This window comes from Mycetocola lacteus, assembly GCF_003667575.1.
GTDB classification, from domain to species: Bacteria; Actinomycetota; Actinomycetes; order Actinomycetales; family Microbacteriaceae; genus Mycetocola; species Mycetocola lacteus.
Window position 1 is genome coordinate 731,602 of sequence record NZ_RCUY01000005.1, and the last position, 19,072, is coordinate 750,673.

A 19,072-nucleotide genomic window follows, 5' to 3' on the forward strand; every position below is an offset into this window, starting at 1 on the left:
GCGGAACATCGAGCCACCCACAGCATTAGGGAGATCATGAGTACCATCACACAGCCTCGCCTCGGCCTCGCGGCCCATCCGGTCGCGGGCGTTCTCCGTGTGGCGTTTGGTTTGCTCACGCTGGCGGCAATCACCGGCTCGCTGATCCATTCGGCAAGCCAGGGGCCGGTCAACCCGTTTAACTTCTTTGGCTACTTTACGATCCAGAACAACCTGCTGATGGGTGTGGTCCTGATCGCGGTGGCCATCCGCAGCCTGAGTGGACGCGTCCCCTCCCTCGGGTGGAGTCTCGCCCGCGGCTTCGCGGTGTCCTATATGGCTGTGGTGGGCATCGTCTACAACACGCTGCTGGTCGGGGTAGATGGCGGGGCCTCGCTGCCCTGGAGCAACTTCGTGATGCACGTCCTGTTCCCGATCATCGCGGTCCTCGACTGGATCATCTTCACCGACCGGGTCGCCCTCCCCTGGCGCACCTTCTGGTGGGTGCTCGTGTATCCGGCGGTGTGGACCATCGTGGTCCTGATCCGCGGCGCGACCGACGGCTGGGTTCCCTACCCCTTCCTCAACCCGGCAAACGGCTACGGCGTCGTGGCGCTCTACTGTCTGGGCGTCGTAGTGGCCTTCCTGGTGTCGGCCGCGGTGGTGTACTGGATCGCCCGTCTCCGCCCGGGACGCGACCCCCGCTAGTCACCCAAAAATGGCCCGGAATCCAAGGATTCCGGGCCATTTCTCTGTAACGAGACGGGCCGGTTACGGCACCACAACCGCGCGGCCGACGATCGAACCGTCGTGCAGGCGGGCATAGGCGGTGGGGGCATCAGCGATATCGAAGCGCTCAACGCTGACCTTCAGCTGTCCGGTGCGGGCGAGCGCCAGTACCTCGATTAGCTCGCTGCGGCTCCCCCAGAATGGTGCGCGTACGCTGGCACCGGCGGGTACCGTGCCGTAGCCCACCGGGACGCTACCGCCGCCGATGCCCACAACCTCGATTGCCCCGTCGATCCGCACCGAAGCCCGGGCGGTTTCCAGGGTCGGGGCTGCCCCTACGAAGTCGAAGACCACGTCGGCTCCCACACCGCCGGTGAGCGCGCGGATCGCCGCGGGGGCGTCGGCGTTGGAGAGCACCACGTGGTGGGCCCCCACCTCACGGGCGTGGGCGAGCTTTTCCTCGTTCACATCCAGCGCGATGACCGTGGCCGGGGTCAGCGCCCGCAGGATCTGAATACCCACGTGACCGAGGCCACCGGTCCCGATCACCACGGCGGTCGAGCCGGCGGGCAGGTTGGCGAGCTGGTGTTTGATCGAGTGATACGGGGTCAGCCCGGCATCGGTGAGGGACACAAACTCGACCGGGTCGAGGCCCTGGAGGGACACCAGGTGGCGTGCGCTATCGACGATCATGTATTCGGCCATGCCGCCCTGTGCACCCAGTCCGGGCGGACGGATGCCCAGCTTGGCCGCGTTCGGGCAGTAGTTTTCGCGGCCGCGGGTGCACTCATCGCACGCGCCGCAGCCCCAGGGGCCGTAAACGGCCACGTCGTCGCCGACCGAGAACTCGGTGACACCCTCGCCGAGCTTGTCCACGATTCCGGCGGCCTCGTGGCCCAGGGTCATCGGCAGTGCATGCCCCATGACCGACTGCGGCAGCCCCATCACAAACCAGTCCGAGTGGCAGAGGCCCGCCGCGGTAATCCGCAGCCGAACCTGACCGGGCTTGGGCTCGGGAATGGGGATCTCGCGCACCTCGGGTGCACGGCCGATTTCCACGTACTGTACGGCCTTCATGTTCATGTGGTGCTCTCCTCCTCCGCGAGGTACGGTTTGTCCCCGCACCTCCACGCTACTCGCGTCGTCGCGGGAAAAGCCGCCCCCGTCGGGGTTTGCACCCCGAGGCCCGACGCCGTGAACCTCGGTCCCCCGGCGTGCACCCGGCGAGCCGAATTATCCGGCTATCGTGCCCGCGGATGCGCCTGCACAAACATCTCGCGCAGCGAATCGGCGGTCACCCGGGTGTAGATCTGGGTGGTCGCCACCGAGGAGTGCCCCAGCAGCTCCTGAACCACGCGCACGTCGGCCCCGCCCTGCATCAGGTGGGTCGCAAATGAGTGACGCAGCGAGTGTGGGGATACCTCGCTGCTGATCTCCGCCCGATCGGCGGCCCGACGGATGATCAGCCAGGCGTTTTGCCGGGACACCCGGGATCCACGCGCCCCCAGGAACAGTGCCGGAGTGGCCAGGCCGCGGGCGGAGAAGATTGGGCGGGCACGCACCAGGTACGCGTCCAGTGCCGCGCGGGCGTAGGAGCCCACCGGGACGATGCGTTCCTTATTGCCCTTGCCGCGCAGGCGCAGGATGTCGCCGTCGATCAGATCGTCCACGTTCAGGTCCACGGCCTCGCTGACCCGGGCACCGGTCGCATAGAGCAGTTCCAGCAGGGCGCGATCACGCAGCGACTGGGGATCATCCCCGGCCACGGCGGCCAGCAGCGCCTCGACTTCGTCGATGCGCAGCGCCTTGGGCAGGCGTGAGGGGAGCTTGGGCGGGAGGACCTCGCGGGCGCTATCGCGTTCCAGCTCACCCTCCTCCAGGAGGAACCGGTGCCAGCCGCGGACGGCCGACAGAATGCGGGCGACACTCGCCGCGGCGAGACCCGACTCGGTGAGCGAGCGCCCAAACAGCGCGATGTGTTCGGGGCTGACGTTTCCCAGGTCGGCGATGTCCTGCTCGCCAAGCCACACCAGATAGCGATTCAGGTCACGCCGATACGCGAGCAGGGTGTTGTGTGAGCGACCCCGCTCGATGCTCAGATGGCGCAGATAGTTTTCCAGCTGCCGGGTGGGATCGGCGGCCACGGGCTAGTCCTCGGTCGAGAACTTCGGGTGCCGGGTCCAGGGCTCGTGGGCATCGCCCAGGCTCGCCCATCCGCGACGGCGCGAAGCCTCGGCGGCCAGCACACCCACCACGAGCAGCGAGTTCTGGATTCGGCGATCGAGGGCGGCCTCCACGACCTCCTCAAGCGGAACCCACAGCTTTTCGATATCGGCTTCCTCGGCCTCGCGCTCAAACGCGGGCAGGTCGCTGATACCGCGGGCCAGGTAGATGCGAATGACCTCGTCGCTGCCGCCGGGGCTGGTGGCAAATTCGGAGAGCAGGGACCAGTCGGTGGCGGCCAGGTCGGCCTCCTCGGCCAGCTCGCGCTGCGCGCCGATCAGCGGGTCTTCCCCGACGATGTCGAGCAGGCCCGCGGGCAGCTCCCAGTCCCGGGTGCGGATCGGGTGCCGGTACTGGCGGATCAGCAGCACACGCTCCTGATCATCCAGTACCAGCACCGCAACCGCACCGGTGTGATCCATGTATTCCCGGGTGATATCACCGCCGGGGTACTGGATCACATCACGTCGAATGTTCCAGACCGCTCCCTCAAACACCGCCTCGCTGGAGGCGATGGGCGGGTGTGAGGGAACGTCCCGGAGCTGTTCGGTCATGTTAGTCGGCGACCACGCTCTCGGCACCGTTCTCGGCGAACAGCTTGGTCGCGTCGTGACGCTCCAGCGCCGCGGCCACCAGGCCACGGAACAGCGGGTGAGCACGGTTCGGACGCGAGCGCAGCTCGGGGTGGGCCTGGGTCGCGATGTAGTACGGGTGTACCTCGCGCGGCAGCTCCACAAACTCCACCAGGTCACCGTTCGGGCTGGTGCCCGAGAAGACCAGTCCGGCCTCGGCGATCTGATCGCGGTAGCGGTTGTTGACCTCGTAACGGTGACGGTGACGCTCGGTGATGAGCTCAGATCCGTACACCTCGGCGGCGAGCGAGCCCGGGGCCAGTGCGGCCTCGTACTCGCCCAGGCGCATGGTTCCGCCCATGTCGCCCGAGGCGATAATGTCGACCTGCTCGGCCATGGTGGCGATCACCGGGAACTCGGTGTTCTCGTCGAACTCGGTCGAGGATGCTCCGGCCAGGCCGGCCTCGTTCCGGGCGTACTCGATGACCATGGTCTGCAGACCCAGGCACAAGCCCAGGGTCGGGATCTTGTTTTCGCGGGCGAACTTCAGCGCGCCCAGCTTGCCCTCGATGCCGCGGATGCCGAAGCCTCCGGGCACGCAGATGCCGTCGAGTCCGGCGAGGGCCTTGGCGGCACCCTCCGGGGTCTCGCAGTCATCCGAGGGGATCCAGCTCAGGTTGACCTTGGTCTGGTTGGCGAATCCACCGGCGCGCAGCGCCTCGGTGACCGAGAGGTAGGCGTCGGGCAGGTCGATGTACTTGCCAACCAGGCCGATGTTGACCTCGTGCTTGGGCTCGGCGACCGCGTCCAGCAGGGTGTTCCAGCCGGATTCGCCGGACCAGTCGACCTCGCCGGCCTCAAGGCCCAGCTGGTCGATGATGTAGGAGTCGAGGCCCTGGTTGTTGAGCATCGAGGGGATCAGGTAGATCGAGGGCACGTCGACGGTGTTGATGACGCCCTCTTCCTCGACGTCACACATCAGCGCAATCTTGCGCTTATTGGCCTCGGTGACCGGGCGGTCCGAGCGCAGCACCAGCGCGTCGGGCTGGATACCGATCGAGCGCAGGGCGGCAACGGAGTGCTGGGTCGGCTTGGTCTTCTGCTCACCCGAGGCACCCATGAAGGGCACCAGGGAGACGTGCACGAAGAACACGTTGCGACGGCCGAGCTCGTGGCGCAGCTGACGTGCGGCCTCGATGAACGGCTGGGATTCGATGTCACCAACGGTGCCACCCACCTCGGTGATGATCACGTCGGGGCGGGGTTCCTCGGTGGCCTGCAGACGCATGCGACGCTTGATCTCATCGGTGATGTGCGGGATAACCTGCACGGTGTCACCGAGGTATTCGCCGCGACGCTCCTTGGCGATGACCTCCGAGTAGATCTGTCCGGTGGTCACGTTGGCCGCCTGGGACAGGTTGATGTCGAGGAAGCGCTCGTAGTGTCCGATATCAAGATCGGTCTCGGCGCCGTCGTCGGTCACGAAGACCTCGCCGTGCTGGAACGGGTTCATCGTTCCGGGATCGACGTTCAGGTACGGGTCAAGCTTCTGCATGACCACGTGCAGACCGCGGGCGGTCAGCAGGTTGCCCAGGCTCGCGGCGGTGAGCCCCTTGCCCAACGAAGAAACGACACCACCGGTCACAAAAATATGCTTGGTTGTGTCGTTCTGAGATACCGCGTTTGATTTATTCACCACGGGCTTTGATCCTATCAGCAATATCGGGACTCGGCTAGCGCCGGGGTTCTGGAGAGGAGGAGTCCGCCGTGATGGCGGGGGAAAGTGCCGCGGCGGGGGCCGCGGCACTCGGTGAGTCGTATGAAGCGAGAAAACTCACGGGGTCGCGTTTTCCGAAGCGGCCAGGGCGAGCAGTTCCCCCGCGTGAAGCACCGGAACTCACGGAGCCGCGTTTTCCGAAGCGGCCAGGGCGAGCAGTTCCCCCGCGTGAAGCACCGGAACTCACGGAGCCGCGTTTTCCGAAGCCGCCAGGGCGAGTAGCTCCCCGGCGTGGGCCAGCGCGTTTTCCGAATCCGCCAGACCCGAGAGCAGTCGGGCCATCTCGGCCAGGCGCTCGTCCTCGCGCAGCTGTCGCACACTCGAGGCGGTGACGCGGCCGTCGTCGTCCTTGACCACCGCCAGGTGGTTTCCGGCGAAGGCGGCAACCTGGGCCAGGTGGGTCACCACGATGACCTGGGCGCTGCGGGCCAGGGACGCCAGGCGTCGGCCGATCTCGATCGCCGCCGCCCCGCCGACCCCGGCATCCACCTCGTCAAACACGAACGTGGGCAGCGGCTCGTTGGTCGCGATAACCACCTCGAGGGCCAGCATGACCCGAGAGAGCTCACCGCCGGAGGCGCCCTTGGCCACCGGACGTGGCTCGGCACCGTTGTGCGGGGCCAGCAGGAAGGTGATCTGGTCGGCACCGTGGCTGCCGGGCTCGGGCAGCGGCTCCACGGCCACGATGACCTTGGCCTGGGCCATGGCCAGCGCCGTCAGCTCGGTGGAGACCGCGGCCGACATCCGGGTGGCGGCGGCCGTGCGCACGGCCGTCAGCTCGGCGGCGGTGGCGAGCACGGCCGCATGCTCGGTTTCGACCCGGGCACCCAGTTCGTCGATCCGGGACTCGTCGGAGTCGAGTTCCAACAGGCGCTGGGAGCCCACCGCACGCAGCTCCAGCACGTCCTCGTAGCGCGGACCGTGCTTGCGCACCAGGTTGGAGAGCAGCGCGCGGCGCTCCTGAATCTGTTCGAGTTCGTGGGCACCATCGGAGTCGAGGGTCGCCAGGTAGGTCGAGAGTTCGCCGGTCAGCTCGGCCACCTGGTATCCCAGCCCGGTGAGCTGTTCGACGATCGGGGCAAGGGTTGCGTCAAAGCCCACCGCGCGCTCCAGCTGACGCCGTGCGTGATCCAGCAGCGCCGAGACGTCTGCACCACCCTCGATCTCCTCGGCCGAGAGCGCCTCGCGGGCGCTGGCGGCGGCCAGGCGCAGGTCCTCGACGTTGGTGAGGCGTTCGGCGAGCGCGGTCAGCTCATCCTCCTCGCCGGGCTGAGGATCGGCGGCCTCGATCTCCTCCAGCGCGATCCGCAGGCGCTCGGCCTCGGCATGGCGCAGGTCGCGCTGCTCGATCAGCATCGCCAGGGTTTCGCGGGTGGTTTTCCAGGTTTCGAAGGCTGTGGTGTAGGCGGTGAGCGCGCGGCGCAGCTTCTTGCCGGCAAAGCGGTCCAGCGCATCGCGCTGGGCGGAGGCCGTGCGCAGACGCATCTGATCGGACTGTCCGTGCAGCACCACAAGCTTTTCACCCAGCTCGGCCAGCACGCCGATCGGGGCTGACCGGCCGCCCACCTGCGCGCGGCTGCGGCCCTCGGCGGATACCGAGCGGCCCAGGGTCAGTTCAACCCGGTGCTCCCCCGCCTCGTTCACGCCGATCTCATCCAGCAGCCCGCCCGCGTCACGCACACGCTCGGCCACGCTGGTTGCCTCGTCGATGTTCCAGCGCCCGTCCACACTCGCCTGATGCGCGCCGCGGCGCACGGCGGCGGCATCCGCCCGGCCACCCAGCAGGAGGCCCAGCGCGGTCACCACCATGGTTTTGCCCGCGCCGGTCTCCCCGGTGATCGCGGTGAATCCCGGACCGAGCGGCAGCGATGCCTGCGCGATCACGCCGAGATCCCGAATGTCAATGCTTTCGATCATGACGCTCCTCCGCGTGTGCGTGTTGCCCGAGTATCGGTCACTTGCCGTCTCCGCGCCAGCCGGTCACCGGCAGGCGGAACTTCTGTACGAGTCGATCGGTGAAGGGCCCCTGGTGCAGGCGTGCCAACCGGATCGGGACACCCGAGCGACGCACGATCACGTGCGCGCCGCGGCCCAGCTCAAAGGTGCGACGTCCGTCACACCACAGCACGCCGGTCCCGGCGTTGCGCTGCAATAGGCGGATCCCAATCGAGGATTCGGGGGCCACCACGAGCGGCCGCGCAAACAGTGCGTGGGCACTCAACGGCACCAGCATGATCGCCTCCACGGTGGGCCAGATCACCGGTCCACCGGCGGAGAAACCATAGGCGGTGGAGCCGGTCGGGGTGGAAACTACGACGCCGTCGCATCCGAAGGAGGACAGCGGACGATCATCCACCTCCAGCAGCACCTCGAGCATGCGCTCGCGGCTAGCCTTTTCCACGGTGGCCTCGTTGAGGGCCCAGGTCTCGTAGACGATCTCGCCGTCCTGTTCCACGGCCACGGCCAGGGTCAGGCGCTCCTCGACCACGTAGTCGCCGCTGATTGCCCGGTGTACGGCATCGTCCAGGTCGTCGCGCTCGCTTTCGGCGAGGAACCCCACATGCCCCAGGTTGATGCCCAGCAGGGGGGCCGGATGGCGGCGCACGAGTTCGGCGGCGCGCAGGATCGTCCCGTCGCCTCCCAGCACGATCACGATCTCCAGGTCGGCCGCGGAGATATCTTCATCCAGCAGCAGGACCGGGCCGGTTTCGACGCCGGCCGCACAGATGTCATCGCGTTCGCTGCGCTCCAGGACCGGGGTGGCCCCGGCCAGGCGCAGCTGGTTGATGACGTGCAGGGCGGCCTCGATGGAGTCGTCCCGTCCGGTGTGCGAAACAACAAGGATCGGGCGTAAATTGGCCGTGGTCATGCCGTGGACTTCCCCTCCGCGGCGAGCTTCTTCACCGTCTCTTCCCATTCTGACGGATTTCCGCTCGTGGCGGCAGGGTCGGCGTCGTGAATCTTCGCATCGCGGAACCACACCAGGTATTCCAGGTTGCCCGCGCCGCCGGTAATCGGGCTGGGCAGCAGGCCCGCGGTGGCCAGGCCCAGGTCCCAGGCGTGCCACAGCACGGTGGCAATTGCGTGGGCGCGGAGGTCGGCCTTGCGCACGATCCCCTCCTTGATCCCCGACTTGCCCACCTCAAACTGCGGCTTAATCAGCAGCAGGAAGTCGGCCCCGGGCTCCGCCGCATCACGCAGCGCTTGCAGCACCAGGGTCAGCGAGATGAAGGAGAGATCGCCGACCACGAGGCTCGGCAGGGAGTTGGTGACGCTCTTATGCTGCAGGTGCTGCCCCTGGAGGTCGCGTACGTTGAGGCCCTCAAAGACGCGTACACCCTCATCGGCGCGGACGGACGCGGCGAGCTGATCGTGACCCACGTCCACCGCAAACACCTCGCGGGCGCCGCGCTCGCGCAGCACCTGGGTGAAGCCACCGGTGGAGGCGCCGGCATCCAGCGCGACGCGGCCGGTGGGATCCACCGGGAAGTTATCCAGCGCGCTCAGCAGCTTATGCGCGGCACGGCTGACGTAGTGGGAGTCGCCGTCCACCGAGAGCTCCTGGTTTTCGGACACCTTGGTGGATGCCTTGAGGGTCGTGGCACCGTCCACTCGGACCCGCGCCTCGGCAATCAGCGCGGCCGCGGCCGAACGGGAACGGGCAAGGCCGCGCTCGGCTAGGGCGGCATCCAGGCGGATCATCGGTTCTCCTCGGAGGTCAGGGTGATGCGATCGGAGGCATCCAGGGTCTCGGACAGATCGCGGACAATCTCGGCGAGCGCCTCGGCACGCTGATCCAGTTCCAGCGCCTCGGCAGCCCGAGCGCGCTCGGCAATGGAGGCCTGCTCCGCGGTGGCTGCGTGTTCCGCGGGAGCCGTGTGCTCCGCGGAAGACGCGGTGCGCTCTTCGCCGCGGCTGGCACGTTCACCGGGGCGGGGGCCGGGCAGGCCTACGCCGGGGCGGGGATCGGATGTATCGCTCACGGTCCCAGCGTATCGTGGACCACCGTCACGGACGACGCCCCGCCCGCGCCCGCATCCAATCACGCATCACTCCCGGCATCAGGTCGCTCGCACCAACAAAACTCGCCGCGCCACGGTGCCCAAAGGCATCAGGTCGCTCGCACCAACAAAAGCCGCCGCGCCCTGGTGCCCGAAGGCATCACGGCGCGGCGGCCAGGTTTTATTTCTCGGCGGCCGGGTTGTGTGACGCGGCTGCCGGAGGGCTACTCGGCCGCGGCCAGGCGCCGACGCTTCAGCACGAAGCCCAGACCCAGCAGCAGGAGAACCCCACCCACCAGGAGGACTCCGGCCACATCGGCACCGGTCTGTGAGAGCTCGCCCGCGCCACCGGTTGCGGCGGGTGCGGACGGATCACCGGTTACGGTCAGCGCAATCTCGCCACGAGCCGTCTTGCCCTCAAGCATCAGCGTGTGGGCTCCGGCGGGGGTGCCCACGGGAATCGCCACGACGGTGTCGATACGGCCCTGGGCATCCGCGTTGACCACGGCCAGACGCACCGGGGTCGAGTGCAGCCAGATTTCCACCGGTTCGTCGGGGGTGAATCCGGAGGCCGTCACGTGGACGGTCCCGCCCACGGCCACTGCGGACTTCCCGACCGAAACCGGAACGGTGACCCGGGTGTCCGGGGTGCTCGGCCCGGTGGACGGCACGGGGCTCGTCGGCGGCACGGACGGCTCGGTTGAGGGGCCCGGGGTCGGGCTGGTCGGCGGCACGCTGGGGTTGGTCGAGGGACCGGTCGAAGGCTCCGGGCTGGTCGGCGGCACGCTCGGCCCGGTCGAAGGCTCTGGCGAAGGCTCCGGCGAAGGCTCGGTGGCCGGGGTCACGGTCACCTTGAGCGACAACGGTGCCAGCGCGGTGCCGGCCGGGTAGATTCCACCGAACAGGTCGCGTCCGGTTTCGGCCAGCACGGTCGGTGCGGCGGTGACCGTGATCGAGCCGTTGGCGTCGGTCTTCAGCACCGAGCCGGACAGGTCAGCGGTGGCGATCAGGACCGGGGCACCCGCCGGGGTGTCCGCGCCGCCCATCGACCGTGCCGAGTAGGTGGCGAAGATCGAGGCGGTGGTGCCGGAGATCTCAATCCGCGGATCCTTCAGCACGCTGCGCAGCTGCCAGGTGTCGCCCACCAGGTGGCCGAGGTAGGTCACGGTACCGGAGAAGGCGATCGAGTCGGTCGGCACCTTCGTGGTTTCGGTCAGCGGGAAGGTGACGATGCCGGCGGCATCGGCCACGGCCCCCTCGGTCCCGGTGATCGAACCCTTGGCGATATCGCTCAGGATGTACTTACGGAACGCGTCGTGCACACCCCAGACTACAGACCCGGTGATGCTACCGGGCTTCCCGGGCGGAGTGCTGGGATCGGTCGAGGGCTCGGGGGTCGGGCTGGTCGGCGGGGTGCTGGGATCCGTCGAGGGCTCGGGCGTCGGGGTGGACCCGGCTCCCTCTCCCCCATCCACGGCGGGACCGTTGGCGGTGGATGGGGTGGTGGTTGCGGTAAAGGTGCCCGAAAGCGGGTTGGGGACCTTGCGAGCGTTACCGTCGGCCGAGGCCGAGGTGGTCATCCACCAGCCGCGCAGGCCCGGGGTCAGGTAGTCGATGAACGACTTGGGGAACGAGTTGGGCGATGCTGCCTCACCCGGTGCCTGATACACGCGACCCGCAAAGTCCGGGGTCCCGGAAATCTTGGTGGTGCCATCGGACTGCTCCTCAAGCTTGAGCGTGGCAAAGGTGGCCACGGTCACGCGCTTGAATCCCGCCGACACGTTGGTCTTGGACTCGCCCCAGGCCACGTCGAAACTCAGCGCGGCCGAGCCGTCGGCCTGACGGATCAGGTAGGGGTTGGCGAAGGTCAGGAACACATCGGGGGCAAGGCCCGGGTAGGGACGGTACTCAATCGCGTCGCTCCAGCCGATCTGGGCGGCACCGGTTTTCGGATCGCTCCATCCCTGTCCACCCGAGAAGGTGAACAGTCCGGCGCGGTCCACGGCCACCTCGCCATACGGGTGGGTTTCCCACTCGTTGGCGTAGTCCGAGATGTCCCAGGTGAGGGCGTTTCCGCTGGTCTCGACGGCACCGGCGGGTGCCGCGGCGAGCGCGGGTGCCTTCGGCCCGGTGAAGGCCGGGTTGGGCTCGGCGGGCTTGGTCGGGGCGGTGCCGTCCTGGCCGGGGGCCGGGGCCAGCGCGCTGACGACCGGCAGCGCTCCGGCCACCGCGATCTTCGAGATCGCCGAGTTGGTTGCGCTGATCGGGTTGCCATCATACGGGTGGGAGACAAACACCGCGTTATTGGTGGGGTCTGCGGCCACGGCCCAGAGGTTGGCGCTGCCGGCACCGTAGTCGCGGACCACTCCGGCGGTCACAAAGTCCACGGCGATCTTCGAGGTCCAGGTGTCAGGGCTGATCACGCGCAGGGCAGCGTCGGCGCTGGAGGTCACATAGACCTCGTGGCTGCGGGCATCCACGGCGATGCCGCGGGTGGTGTCACCGAGCCCGATCGGGCTGCCCAGAATCAGGTTGGTGTCGGTGTCGACCACCACGAGCTTGCCGTCCTGGTCATCGCTCATCCAGTCGGCGTCATAGGCCACGTAGAGGTGGTGCAGGACCGGATCGATGCCCAGCGAGGTCAGGTAACCACCGATCGGGCCGCCGGGGAATTCGAACGTGCCCACGCCAATCTGGATCGCGGAGAGCCAGGTGTTGGTTTTCAGATCGATGGCGGTGATCACATCCGCGCTGCCCTTATCGCCCACCCAGAGCTTGCCGCCGGCTGGATCGATCACGATGTTGGTCAGCGACGGATACTTGGCACCGCTCACCGAGATGGGCGCGCCCACGGTGCCGGCGTCGATGCCCACCGGAACCACCTGGGTCGAGGTGGCCAGGTAGACGGTCCGGGTGGCCGGGTAGAACGCCATCGAGCTCACGCTGGTGGGTGTCCCGGCGATCGTTTTCACGACGCTGCCGGTGCCCAGGTCCACCACATCCAGGGTTCCCTGCATGCCGCTCTTATCGTCGGCCGCGGTGCGCGCACGTGGGACGAAGGCGGTGTTGGTGGCCGGGTCGACGGTGAGCTTGTCGATGCCGCTGCTGAACGGGATCGAGGTGTCGCCCACGGTGAAGGTCGAGGTGCTCACCCGGGTTAGCGCGCCGGTCTTGGTTTTCGAATCGTCGGTGGGCACATAGAGGGCCCCATTGCGCTCATCCAGAGCGAACGATCGGGCCTGCTTACCGGCGGCGACCGAGGACGAATAGGTGTAGGAGCGGGTGTTGTCTCCGGCTGCCTGCGCGGGTGCGGCACCGATGAGCGGTGCCAGCACGAGCGCGCCGATCAGCGGCGCAACACTCAGCGCTCGATGAAGAGTAATCACGAAGGACTCTTTCCGAGTGTGGTGTGGGGGAAGGAGCATCACCCGACCACAGTCGCTGTTAATCAGGCTAGCCTTACCTAGCTTAGGTTAGGGATGCCTTATTAACCTATTTCTCGGAGAATTTTCCTCCCACATAACCCGAAAAGCCGGGGCCCGTCACACCGATCGTGTACACGGGCCCCGGCCATAGCGAGGAGCTAAATCCCCTCTTCGCGACGCCGCTTGAGCACAAACCCCAGCCCCAGAAGCAGCAGCACGCTGCCGGCGATGAGCACTCCGGCGATATTGGCACCGGTCTGCGAGAGCTGGCCTGAGCCAGCCGAGACGGGGGCAACATCACCGGTGGACAGCGCCGCCGAAACCGTGACCGGGACCTCACCGCGCGCGGTTGTGCCCTCCAGCTTGAGCGCGTGAGCGCCCGCCGGCGTGGTGGCGGGGATCGTCACGGTGACCTCAACCAGGCCCCGCGCATCCGCGGTGACGGTTGCCAGGCGCACCGGGGTCGAGTGCAGCCAGATTTCGACCGTCTCCCCCGCCGCGAATCCGGCTGCCCGCAGGTGCACGCTGCCGCCGGCGACGGCCGCAGAACTGCCGATGGTCACGGGCACAACGGTGCGGTTATCCGGGGCGCCCGGATCGACCGAGGGCACGGTGGAGGGATCCGTACTCGGCACTGCCGAAGGCTCAGTCGTGGGCCCAGTCGAAGGCTCCGTCGTGGGCCCAGTGGTCGGCCCAGTGGTCGGCCCAGTCGAAGGCTCGGTCGAAGGCTCGGTCGAAGGCTCGGTCGACGGCTCGGTCGACGGCTCCGGCGTCGGCGTCACCACCGCCTCTCCCCCATCGACGGCGGGACCATTCGCCTCGGAAGGCTTGGCGGTCGCGGTAAAGGTGCCGGCGATCGAATTGGGCACCTTGCGTGCGTTACCGTCGGCGGAGGCCGAGGTGGTCATCCACCAGCCGCGCAGCGCCGGGTCCAAGTAGACGATGAACGACTTGGGGAACGAGTTGGGCGAGGCAGCCTGCCCCGGTGCCTGGTACACGCGGCCCGCATAGACGGGTGTACCCGAGATCGCGGTGGATCCGTCTGCCTGAACGCTCAGGCTCAGGTCGGTGAAGGTGGCCAGGGTCACCCGCTTGTATCCCGCGGATACGTTGCTCTTGGACTCGCCCCAGGCCACGTCGAAGCTCAGCGCGCCGCTCCCGTCGACGTTGCGCACCAGGTAGGGGTTGGCGAAGGTGAGGAACACATCGGGGGCGAGCCCCGGGTAGGGGCGATACTCGATCGCGTCGCTCCAGCCGATCTGCGCGGCACCGGTCTTCGGGTCGCTCCATCCGGTGCCCGAGGCAAAGGTGAACGCGTTCTTGTCGCTCACGCGTACGCCACCGTACGGATGGGTTTCCCAGACACTCGCGTATGCGGATACGTCCCAGGTGAGGCTATTTACCGTGGTTTCCACGGCACCGTTCGGGGCCTTCGCCAGGGCCGGCGCCTGCGGCCCGCTAAAGACCGGGTTGACCACCGGAGGGGTGCTCGGTTGGGTTTCACCCTGGCCGGGGGCCGGCGCGAGCGCGGTCACGGCGGGGAGAGCACCCGATACGGCCACCTTGGAGATCGCCGACTGCGTGCTGCTCAGCGGGGTCTTGGAGTACGGGTGCGAGACGAACACCGCGTTATTGGTCGGGTCGGTGGCCACACCCCAGAGGTTTGCCGGTCCGGTGCCATAGCCCGAGACGATGCCGGCCTGAACGAAGTCCACCGCGGTCTTGGCGGTCCAGGTGTCCGGGCTGATCACGGTCAGTGCGGAGTCCTCGCTACTTGTCACATAGACCTCGTGGCTGCGGGTATCCACCGCCGCCGCTCGAGAGGTTTTGCCCACCTGGATCGGGGTACCCAGGATCTGCCGGGTCTGCGTATTGGCCACCACGAGCTTACCCAGGCCCGCATTCCACACACCCTTGCTATTGGGATTGAGAACGGCGTAAATCTGGTTCAGCGCCGGATCGAGGGCCAGGGCGGCGAGCGATCCACCCACTACGGTCCCATCAAAGGTGAAGGTGCTCACCGGGATCGACTGGTCCTTGAGCCAGGTGTTGGTGCGCAGGTCAAACGCCTCGATGGTCCCCTTGGTGCGGTTACCCGCCCACAGCCGGTCGTTCGCCGGATCGATGACCGCATTGGTGAAGTAGGTGTCGGCCACGGTGGAGATCTCTACCGGTGTACCCACTGTTCCCGCGGCGGGATCGATCGGCACCACATAGTCATTCGACATCGCGTAGACCGTGTTGGTGCGCGGGTAGTAGACGATTGAGTCCGTGGTGGTGGGAACACCGTGAATGGTTTTGGTCACCGTTCCGGTGGCGAGGTTGACCACATCCAGCGAACCCGTGAGCGCGAAGTCCCATCCGCCATTCAGATCATCGCGCGCCACAAACGCGGTGTTACTGGCCGGATCGACGGCCACACGCGTGGCGGCGGATTCCAGCGGGATCGGCGTCTCGGCGGTAAACGCGGCCGACCCCACCCGGGTCAGCGCACCGGGCTGGCCATCACCATTGTCGGTGGGGACGTAGAGGGCACCGTTGCGCTCATCCAGGGCAAACTGGCGAGCCTGGTTACCGGCGGCGACCGAGGAGACATACGAGTAGGAGCGGGTGTTGTCCGGGGCTGCATGGGCGGGGCCAGCACCGAGCAACGGGGCTAGCGCGAGCGCGCCAATCAGCGGGGCGACACCAAGCGCTCGATGAAGAGTTTTCACGAAGGACTCTTTCCGAGTTGAGTGTGGGGGAATGCCAACCGCTCCCGTCACACGGAACGCGAGTTAGCATCACCTATCTTAGGTTAGGGCAACCTTATTAACCTATTTTTAGGCAAAAAGAAACCCGTCGCCCTCGCGGGGAGACGGGTTTCTTCTGCTCGGCCGGGTACTAGCCCGCGGTCACATCATCCAGGTACAGACGCTCGGGGACTTCAAAGCCCCACACCGCACGCTCCGACTTCCAGATAACCGCGGCCGCCGCACGCAGGCGGTTGAGCGCGCTGGTGCCCTCCTTGACGATCACGATGTCGTTGCCGCGGATCGAGATGACCGCGTCCTCGACGGTGGCGGTCAGGCCGTCCTTGCTGAACTCGGTTGCCGGGTAGGGCTCGTGGAGTTCGCGCAGGTCACCCAGAATGTAGGTCGGCTGCGAGTCGCGCGGTGCCGCTAGGACGTGCTTGGGACGGTCGATTCCGGTGAGCACCAGAACCGAGTCGATCCCCGCACGATTGGCACCGAGGATGTCGGTGTCCAGGCGGTCCCCGATCATGATCGGGTTGGTCACGCCGAAGCGGTTTTTCGCCTCGATGAAGATCGGCACCTCGGGCTTGCCGGCGACGGTGGCCAAACGACCCACCGCCGTGTGCACTGCCGAAACCAGGGTTCCGTTACCCGGGGCGATGCCGCGGGCCTGGGGAATGGTCCAGTCGGTGTTGGTGGCGATCCACGGCAGCTCCTCCTCCCCATCGCGCGGGGCGAGGGTGAAGGCGGCCTCGGCAAGGTGCGTCCAGGCCACATCCGGAGCGAAACCCTGCACCACGGCGACCGGGTTGTCCGCTGCGGTACGAGTGACCACGTAACCGGCCTTGGTGAGTTCATCCACCAGGCCGTCGCCCCCCACCACGAGGATCGTGGATCCGGGCTCAACCAGCGTACCCAGCAGGGTCATCGCCGCCTGCGGGCTGGTGACCACGTCCGAGGGCTGAACGCTCAGTCCCAGCTCGGTGAGGTGCGCCGCAACGGTGGCGTCGGTGCGCGAGGCGTTGTTGGTGATGTAACCCACCCGCACCGATTCCGCCGCGCGGTTGAGCGACTCAACCGCGTGCGGGATCGGACCGGGACCGGCATACACGACGCCGTCCAGGTCCGCGAAGACCGCGTCACGGCCGGTCAGCGGGGTTGTCAACGACTGCTTACGACGCAGAAACGGTACGACCATCGGTGTTCTCCTCCTCGATTTCAACGGCACGGGCGAACCAACGGTCCGCCGCCGTCAAAGTGCTGGCACCCTCCGAGGTTACTCCCTCGGAGGGTGCGTCATCACCAGTGTGTGAGCTCTTGACCTATTCCGCCGTGGGGTTTGCGCTGTCGGTCTGTTCCCCGGACTCGACAGCCTCGACAGCGGCTTCGGCCTCGGTCACTACCGATTCCTCGGCGGCAACCTCTGCCTCTACCTCGGCTTCAACAACGGCGGCAGCCTCGGCTACGGCATTTGCTTCGGCGGCAGCGTCCGCATCGGCTGCGGCAGCCACCTCGGTGATGACGTCAGCTTCAGCAACAACCGCGGCCTCGGCGGCGACCTCTGCTTCTACCTCGGTTTCCACAACAACGGCGGCCTCGGCAACACTGTTGGCTTCAGCAGCGGCTTCGGCCTCAGCCTCTGCTTCTGCTTCTGCTTCTGCTTCTGCTTCTGCTTCTGCCGAAACATTCGAGTCTGCAGTTTCCTGCTCGTCGGCTTCGATCCGGTTGCCGTCCTCGTCAAGGTCGGTCGCGAAGTCCTCGTAAATCGTGGTGATGTCGATGGTCTCGGCACCGCTGAGGTTGTATCGCTCGTCGATAGCCTCGGTGGCGATCCGCGCGCGCTTACGCCAGGTGGCGGCTTCCTTTTCCCGGTCAAGGTCCCCAAGAACCTCGGCGTAGGCGGAGAACAGATCCGGGCTCCAGTCGAACGCGCGGTTCGGGTCGAGCTCGGGGATCTGCAGCTCGGCCAGGGCCAGCTCGGGCTTGTTCTGGTCGAGACGCGCACCGGACATCGCGATGGCCAGGGCCACACGTGCCTCGGGAGTCAGGGTCGACGGGTCAACCGTGCGCCCCTCCTCGAGGGCACGGTCGGGACGCTCCAGAGCGCGCTCACAGTCAACCATCAGCGCGATGTTCTCGTTGGAACCGGTGATGCGACGGAAGGTCCGCAGCTCACGCAGGGCCAGCTGGTAGTCGCCAACGCTGTAGGCGGTCACGGCGAGGGTCTCACGAACCACGCCAATGCGACCGGCACGACGCGCGGCGGAGGTTGCGTGCTGGTGAGCCAGCTCGGCATTGTGCTCCAGCAGACCGGCGGCCATGATCAGGTGGCGTGCCACCCACTCGGCGTTCTCCTTGGTCAGGGTCTTCAGCTCGTTGCGCGAGTGACGGTCCAGCTGGTCCTCGGTGATGCCCTCGGGAATCTCCGGGTCCTCGTGCCGGGTACGAACCGACTTGAGTTCCTTGGCCAGACGCTGCTGCTCGGTCAGTTCCTCTTCGTAACGGTTTGCGTCACGGTCACCGCGCGCCGGCGCACCGTCACGGGTCCATAGACGGTTCTCGCCCCCGCCGTTACGTCCCGCTCCCCCGCGCTGGGGACGGTCGCCGTACGAACGGTTACCGTCACGCTGCGGACGGTCACCGTAGGAACGGTTACCATCGCGCTGAGGGCGGTCGCCGTAGGAGCGGTTGCCGTCACGCTGCGGGCGGTCGCCCTGGGGGCGGTCACCGAAGGAACGCTGAGGACGGTCACCGTAAGAGCGGTTACCATCACGCTGCGGGCGGTCACCGTAGGAACGGTTACCATCGCGCTGAGGGCGGTCACCGTAGGAACGGTTGCCGTCACGCTGCGGACGGTCGCCCTGGGGGCGGTCACCGAAGGAACGCTGGGGACGGTCACCATAAGAGCGATTGCCATCACGCTGCGGACGGTCGCCCTGGGGGCGGTCACCGTAGGAACGGTTACCATCACGCTGCGGACGATCACCATAAGAACGGTTACCATCACGCTGCGGGCGGTCACCGTAGGAACGGTTGCCATCGCGCTGCGGGCGGTCACCGGCGGGGCGCTGGCCCTCACGCGGCGGGCGGGCGTCGCGGTTGCCACCGTTGCCGGCACCGCCTTCGCGCTGAGCCTTGAATCGTGCGGCACGCTCAGCCGAACGTGCGGCGTCCTTATCTGCGCGAGCGCGCGGACGGCGGTCGGAAGACGAGTCGCCGGAGCCACCTTCGGGGCGTGTGAAATTATCCGGACCTGATTCAGACATCTATCTTCCTTCGCTATTTTGTTCGCGCGTTTCTAATCCATGTTAAAGCAAAAGGGCCGCCTCATAGAGGCGGCCCTTGCTTTCTAAAAAGAAGTCCGGCGGTGACTTACTCTCCCACAGGGTCCCCCCTGCAGTACCATCAGCGCAAAGAGCCTTAGCTTCCGGGTTCGGAATGTAACCGGGCGTTTCCCTCTTGCTATAACCACCGAAACACTATTGACATATCGTGAACAACCCCGCCATCACACACCACCCAACACGAATGTTAGATAGCCTGTAACAGCTGCGTTGTTCTCGACTCATACATCAAGAACCACAAAGTGGACGCGAAACATACTCTGGACCACACACACCAACCTTTAAAA

Annotated in this window: 13 protein-coding genes and 1 rRNA gene; 1 reads left to right on the forward strand and 13 read right to left on the reverse strand. The window is 66.9% G+C overall.

The window, feature by feature from the left end; genetic code table 11:
• Positions 1–36: 36 nt before the first annotated feature.
• Entirely contained in the window at positions 37–687 is a 651-nt protein-coding gene (locus D9V34_RS08885) for a Pr6Pr family membrane protein (protein WP_121688446.1), read from the forward strand.
• 63 nt (positions 688–750) lie between these two features.
• Here the strand turns inward: D9V34_RS08885 and D9V34_RS08890 are convergent, their stop codons facing one another.
• From D9V34_RS08890 to rrf, 13 genes are all read right to left on the reverse strand, one after another.
• Entirely contained in the window at positions 751–1,785 is a 1,035-nt protein-coding gene (locus D9V34_RS08890) for an NAD(P)-dependent alcohol dehydrogenase (RefSeq protein WP_121688517.1), read from the reverse strand.
• 164 nt (positions 1,786–1,949) lie between these two features.
• Positions 1,950–2,852, reverse strand: a complete 903-nt coding sequence (gene xerD / locus D9V34_RS08895) for a site-specific tyrosine recombinase XerD (RefSeq protein ID WP_121688447.1) — start codon at positions 2,850–2,852, stop codon at positions 1,950–1,952.
• A 3-nt stretch (positions 2,853–2,855) separates the two neighbouring features.
• On the reverse strand, positions 2,856–3,485 hold the full coding sequence (locus tag D9V34_RS08900) for an NUDIX domain-containing protein (protein ID WP_121688448.1): 630 nt from the start codon (positions 3,483–3,485) through the stop codon (positions 2,856–2,858).
• A gap of 1 nt (position 3,486) precedes the next feature.
• The gene (locus D9V34_RS08905) at positions 3,487–5,199 is read right to left on the reverse strand and encodes a CTP synthase (protein ID WP_043321320.1); all 1,713 of its coding nucleotides are present in this window, start codon (positions 5,197–5,199) and stop codon (positions 3,487–3,489) included.
• Positions 5,200–5,463: 264 nt separating this feature from the next.
• A complete protein-coding gene (gene recN / locus D9V34_RS08910; RefSeq protein WP_121688449.1) occupies positions 5,464–7,197 on the reverse strand; it encodes a DNA repair protein RecN in 1,734 nt (577 codons plus the stop codon).
• A gap of 37 nt (positions 7,198–7,234) precedes the next feature.
• Entirely contained in the window at positions 7,235–8,149 is a 915-nt protein-coding gene (locus tag D9V34_RS08915) for an NAD kinase (protein WP_121688450.1), read from the reverse strand.
• Positions 8,146–8,982, reverse strand: coding sequence for a TlyA family RNA methyltransferase (locus tag D9V34_RS08920; protein ID WP_121688451.1), 837 nt, complete (start codon positions 8,980–8,982; stop codon positions 8,146–8,148). The genes D9V34_RS08915 and D9V34_RS08920 overlap by 4 nt, the downstream gene beginning before the upstream one ends.
• Entirely contained in the window at positions 8,979–9,263 is a 285-nt protein-coding gene (locus D9V34_RS08925) for a hypothetical protein (RefSeq protein WP_121688452.1), read from the reverse strand. The genes D9V34_RS08920 and D9V34_RS08925 overlap by 4 nt, the downstream gene beginning before the upstream one ends.
• A gap of 242 nt (positions 9,264–9,505) precedes the next feature.
• A complete protein-coding gene (locus D9V34_RS08930; protein WP_183091920.1) occupies positions 9,506–12,667 on the reverse strand; it encodes an HtaA domain-containing protein in 3,162 nt (1,053 codons plus the stop codon).
• A 197-nt stretch (positions 12,668–12,864) separates the two neighbouring features.
• Positions 12,865–15,420 (reverse strand): HtaA domain-containing protein, encoded by a 2,556-nt coding sequence (locus tag D9V34_RS08935; RefSeq protein WP_121688454.1) that lies wholly within the window; start codon positions 15,418–15,420, stop codon positions 12,865–12,867.
• A 169-nt stretch (positions 15,421–15,589) separates the two neighbouring features.
• Positions 15,590–16,639: an HAD-IIA family hydrolase gene (locus D9V34_RS08940; protein WP_121688455.1), complete on the reverse strand. Its 1,050-nt coding sequence runs from the start codon at positions 16,637–16,639 to the stop codon at positions 15,590–15,592.
• 124 nt (positions 16,640–16,763) lie between these two features.
• A complete protein-coding gene (locus tag D9V34_RS17805; protein WP_183091921.1) occupies positions 16,764–18,707 on the reverse strand; it encodes a hypothetical protein in 1,944 nt (647 codons plus the stop codon).
• Positions 18,708–18,800: 93 nt separating this feature from the next.
• A 5S ribosomal RNA gene (gene rrf, locus D9V34_RS08950) occupies positions 18,801–18,917 on the reverse strand.
• Positions 18,918–19,072: the final 155 nt, after the last annotated feature.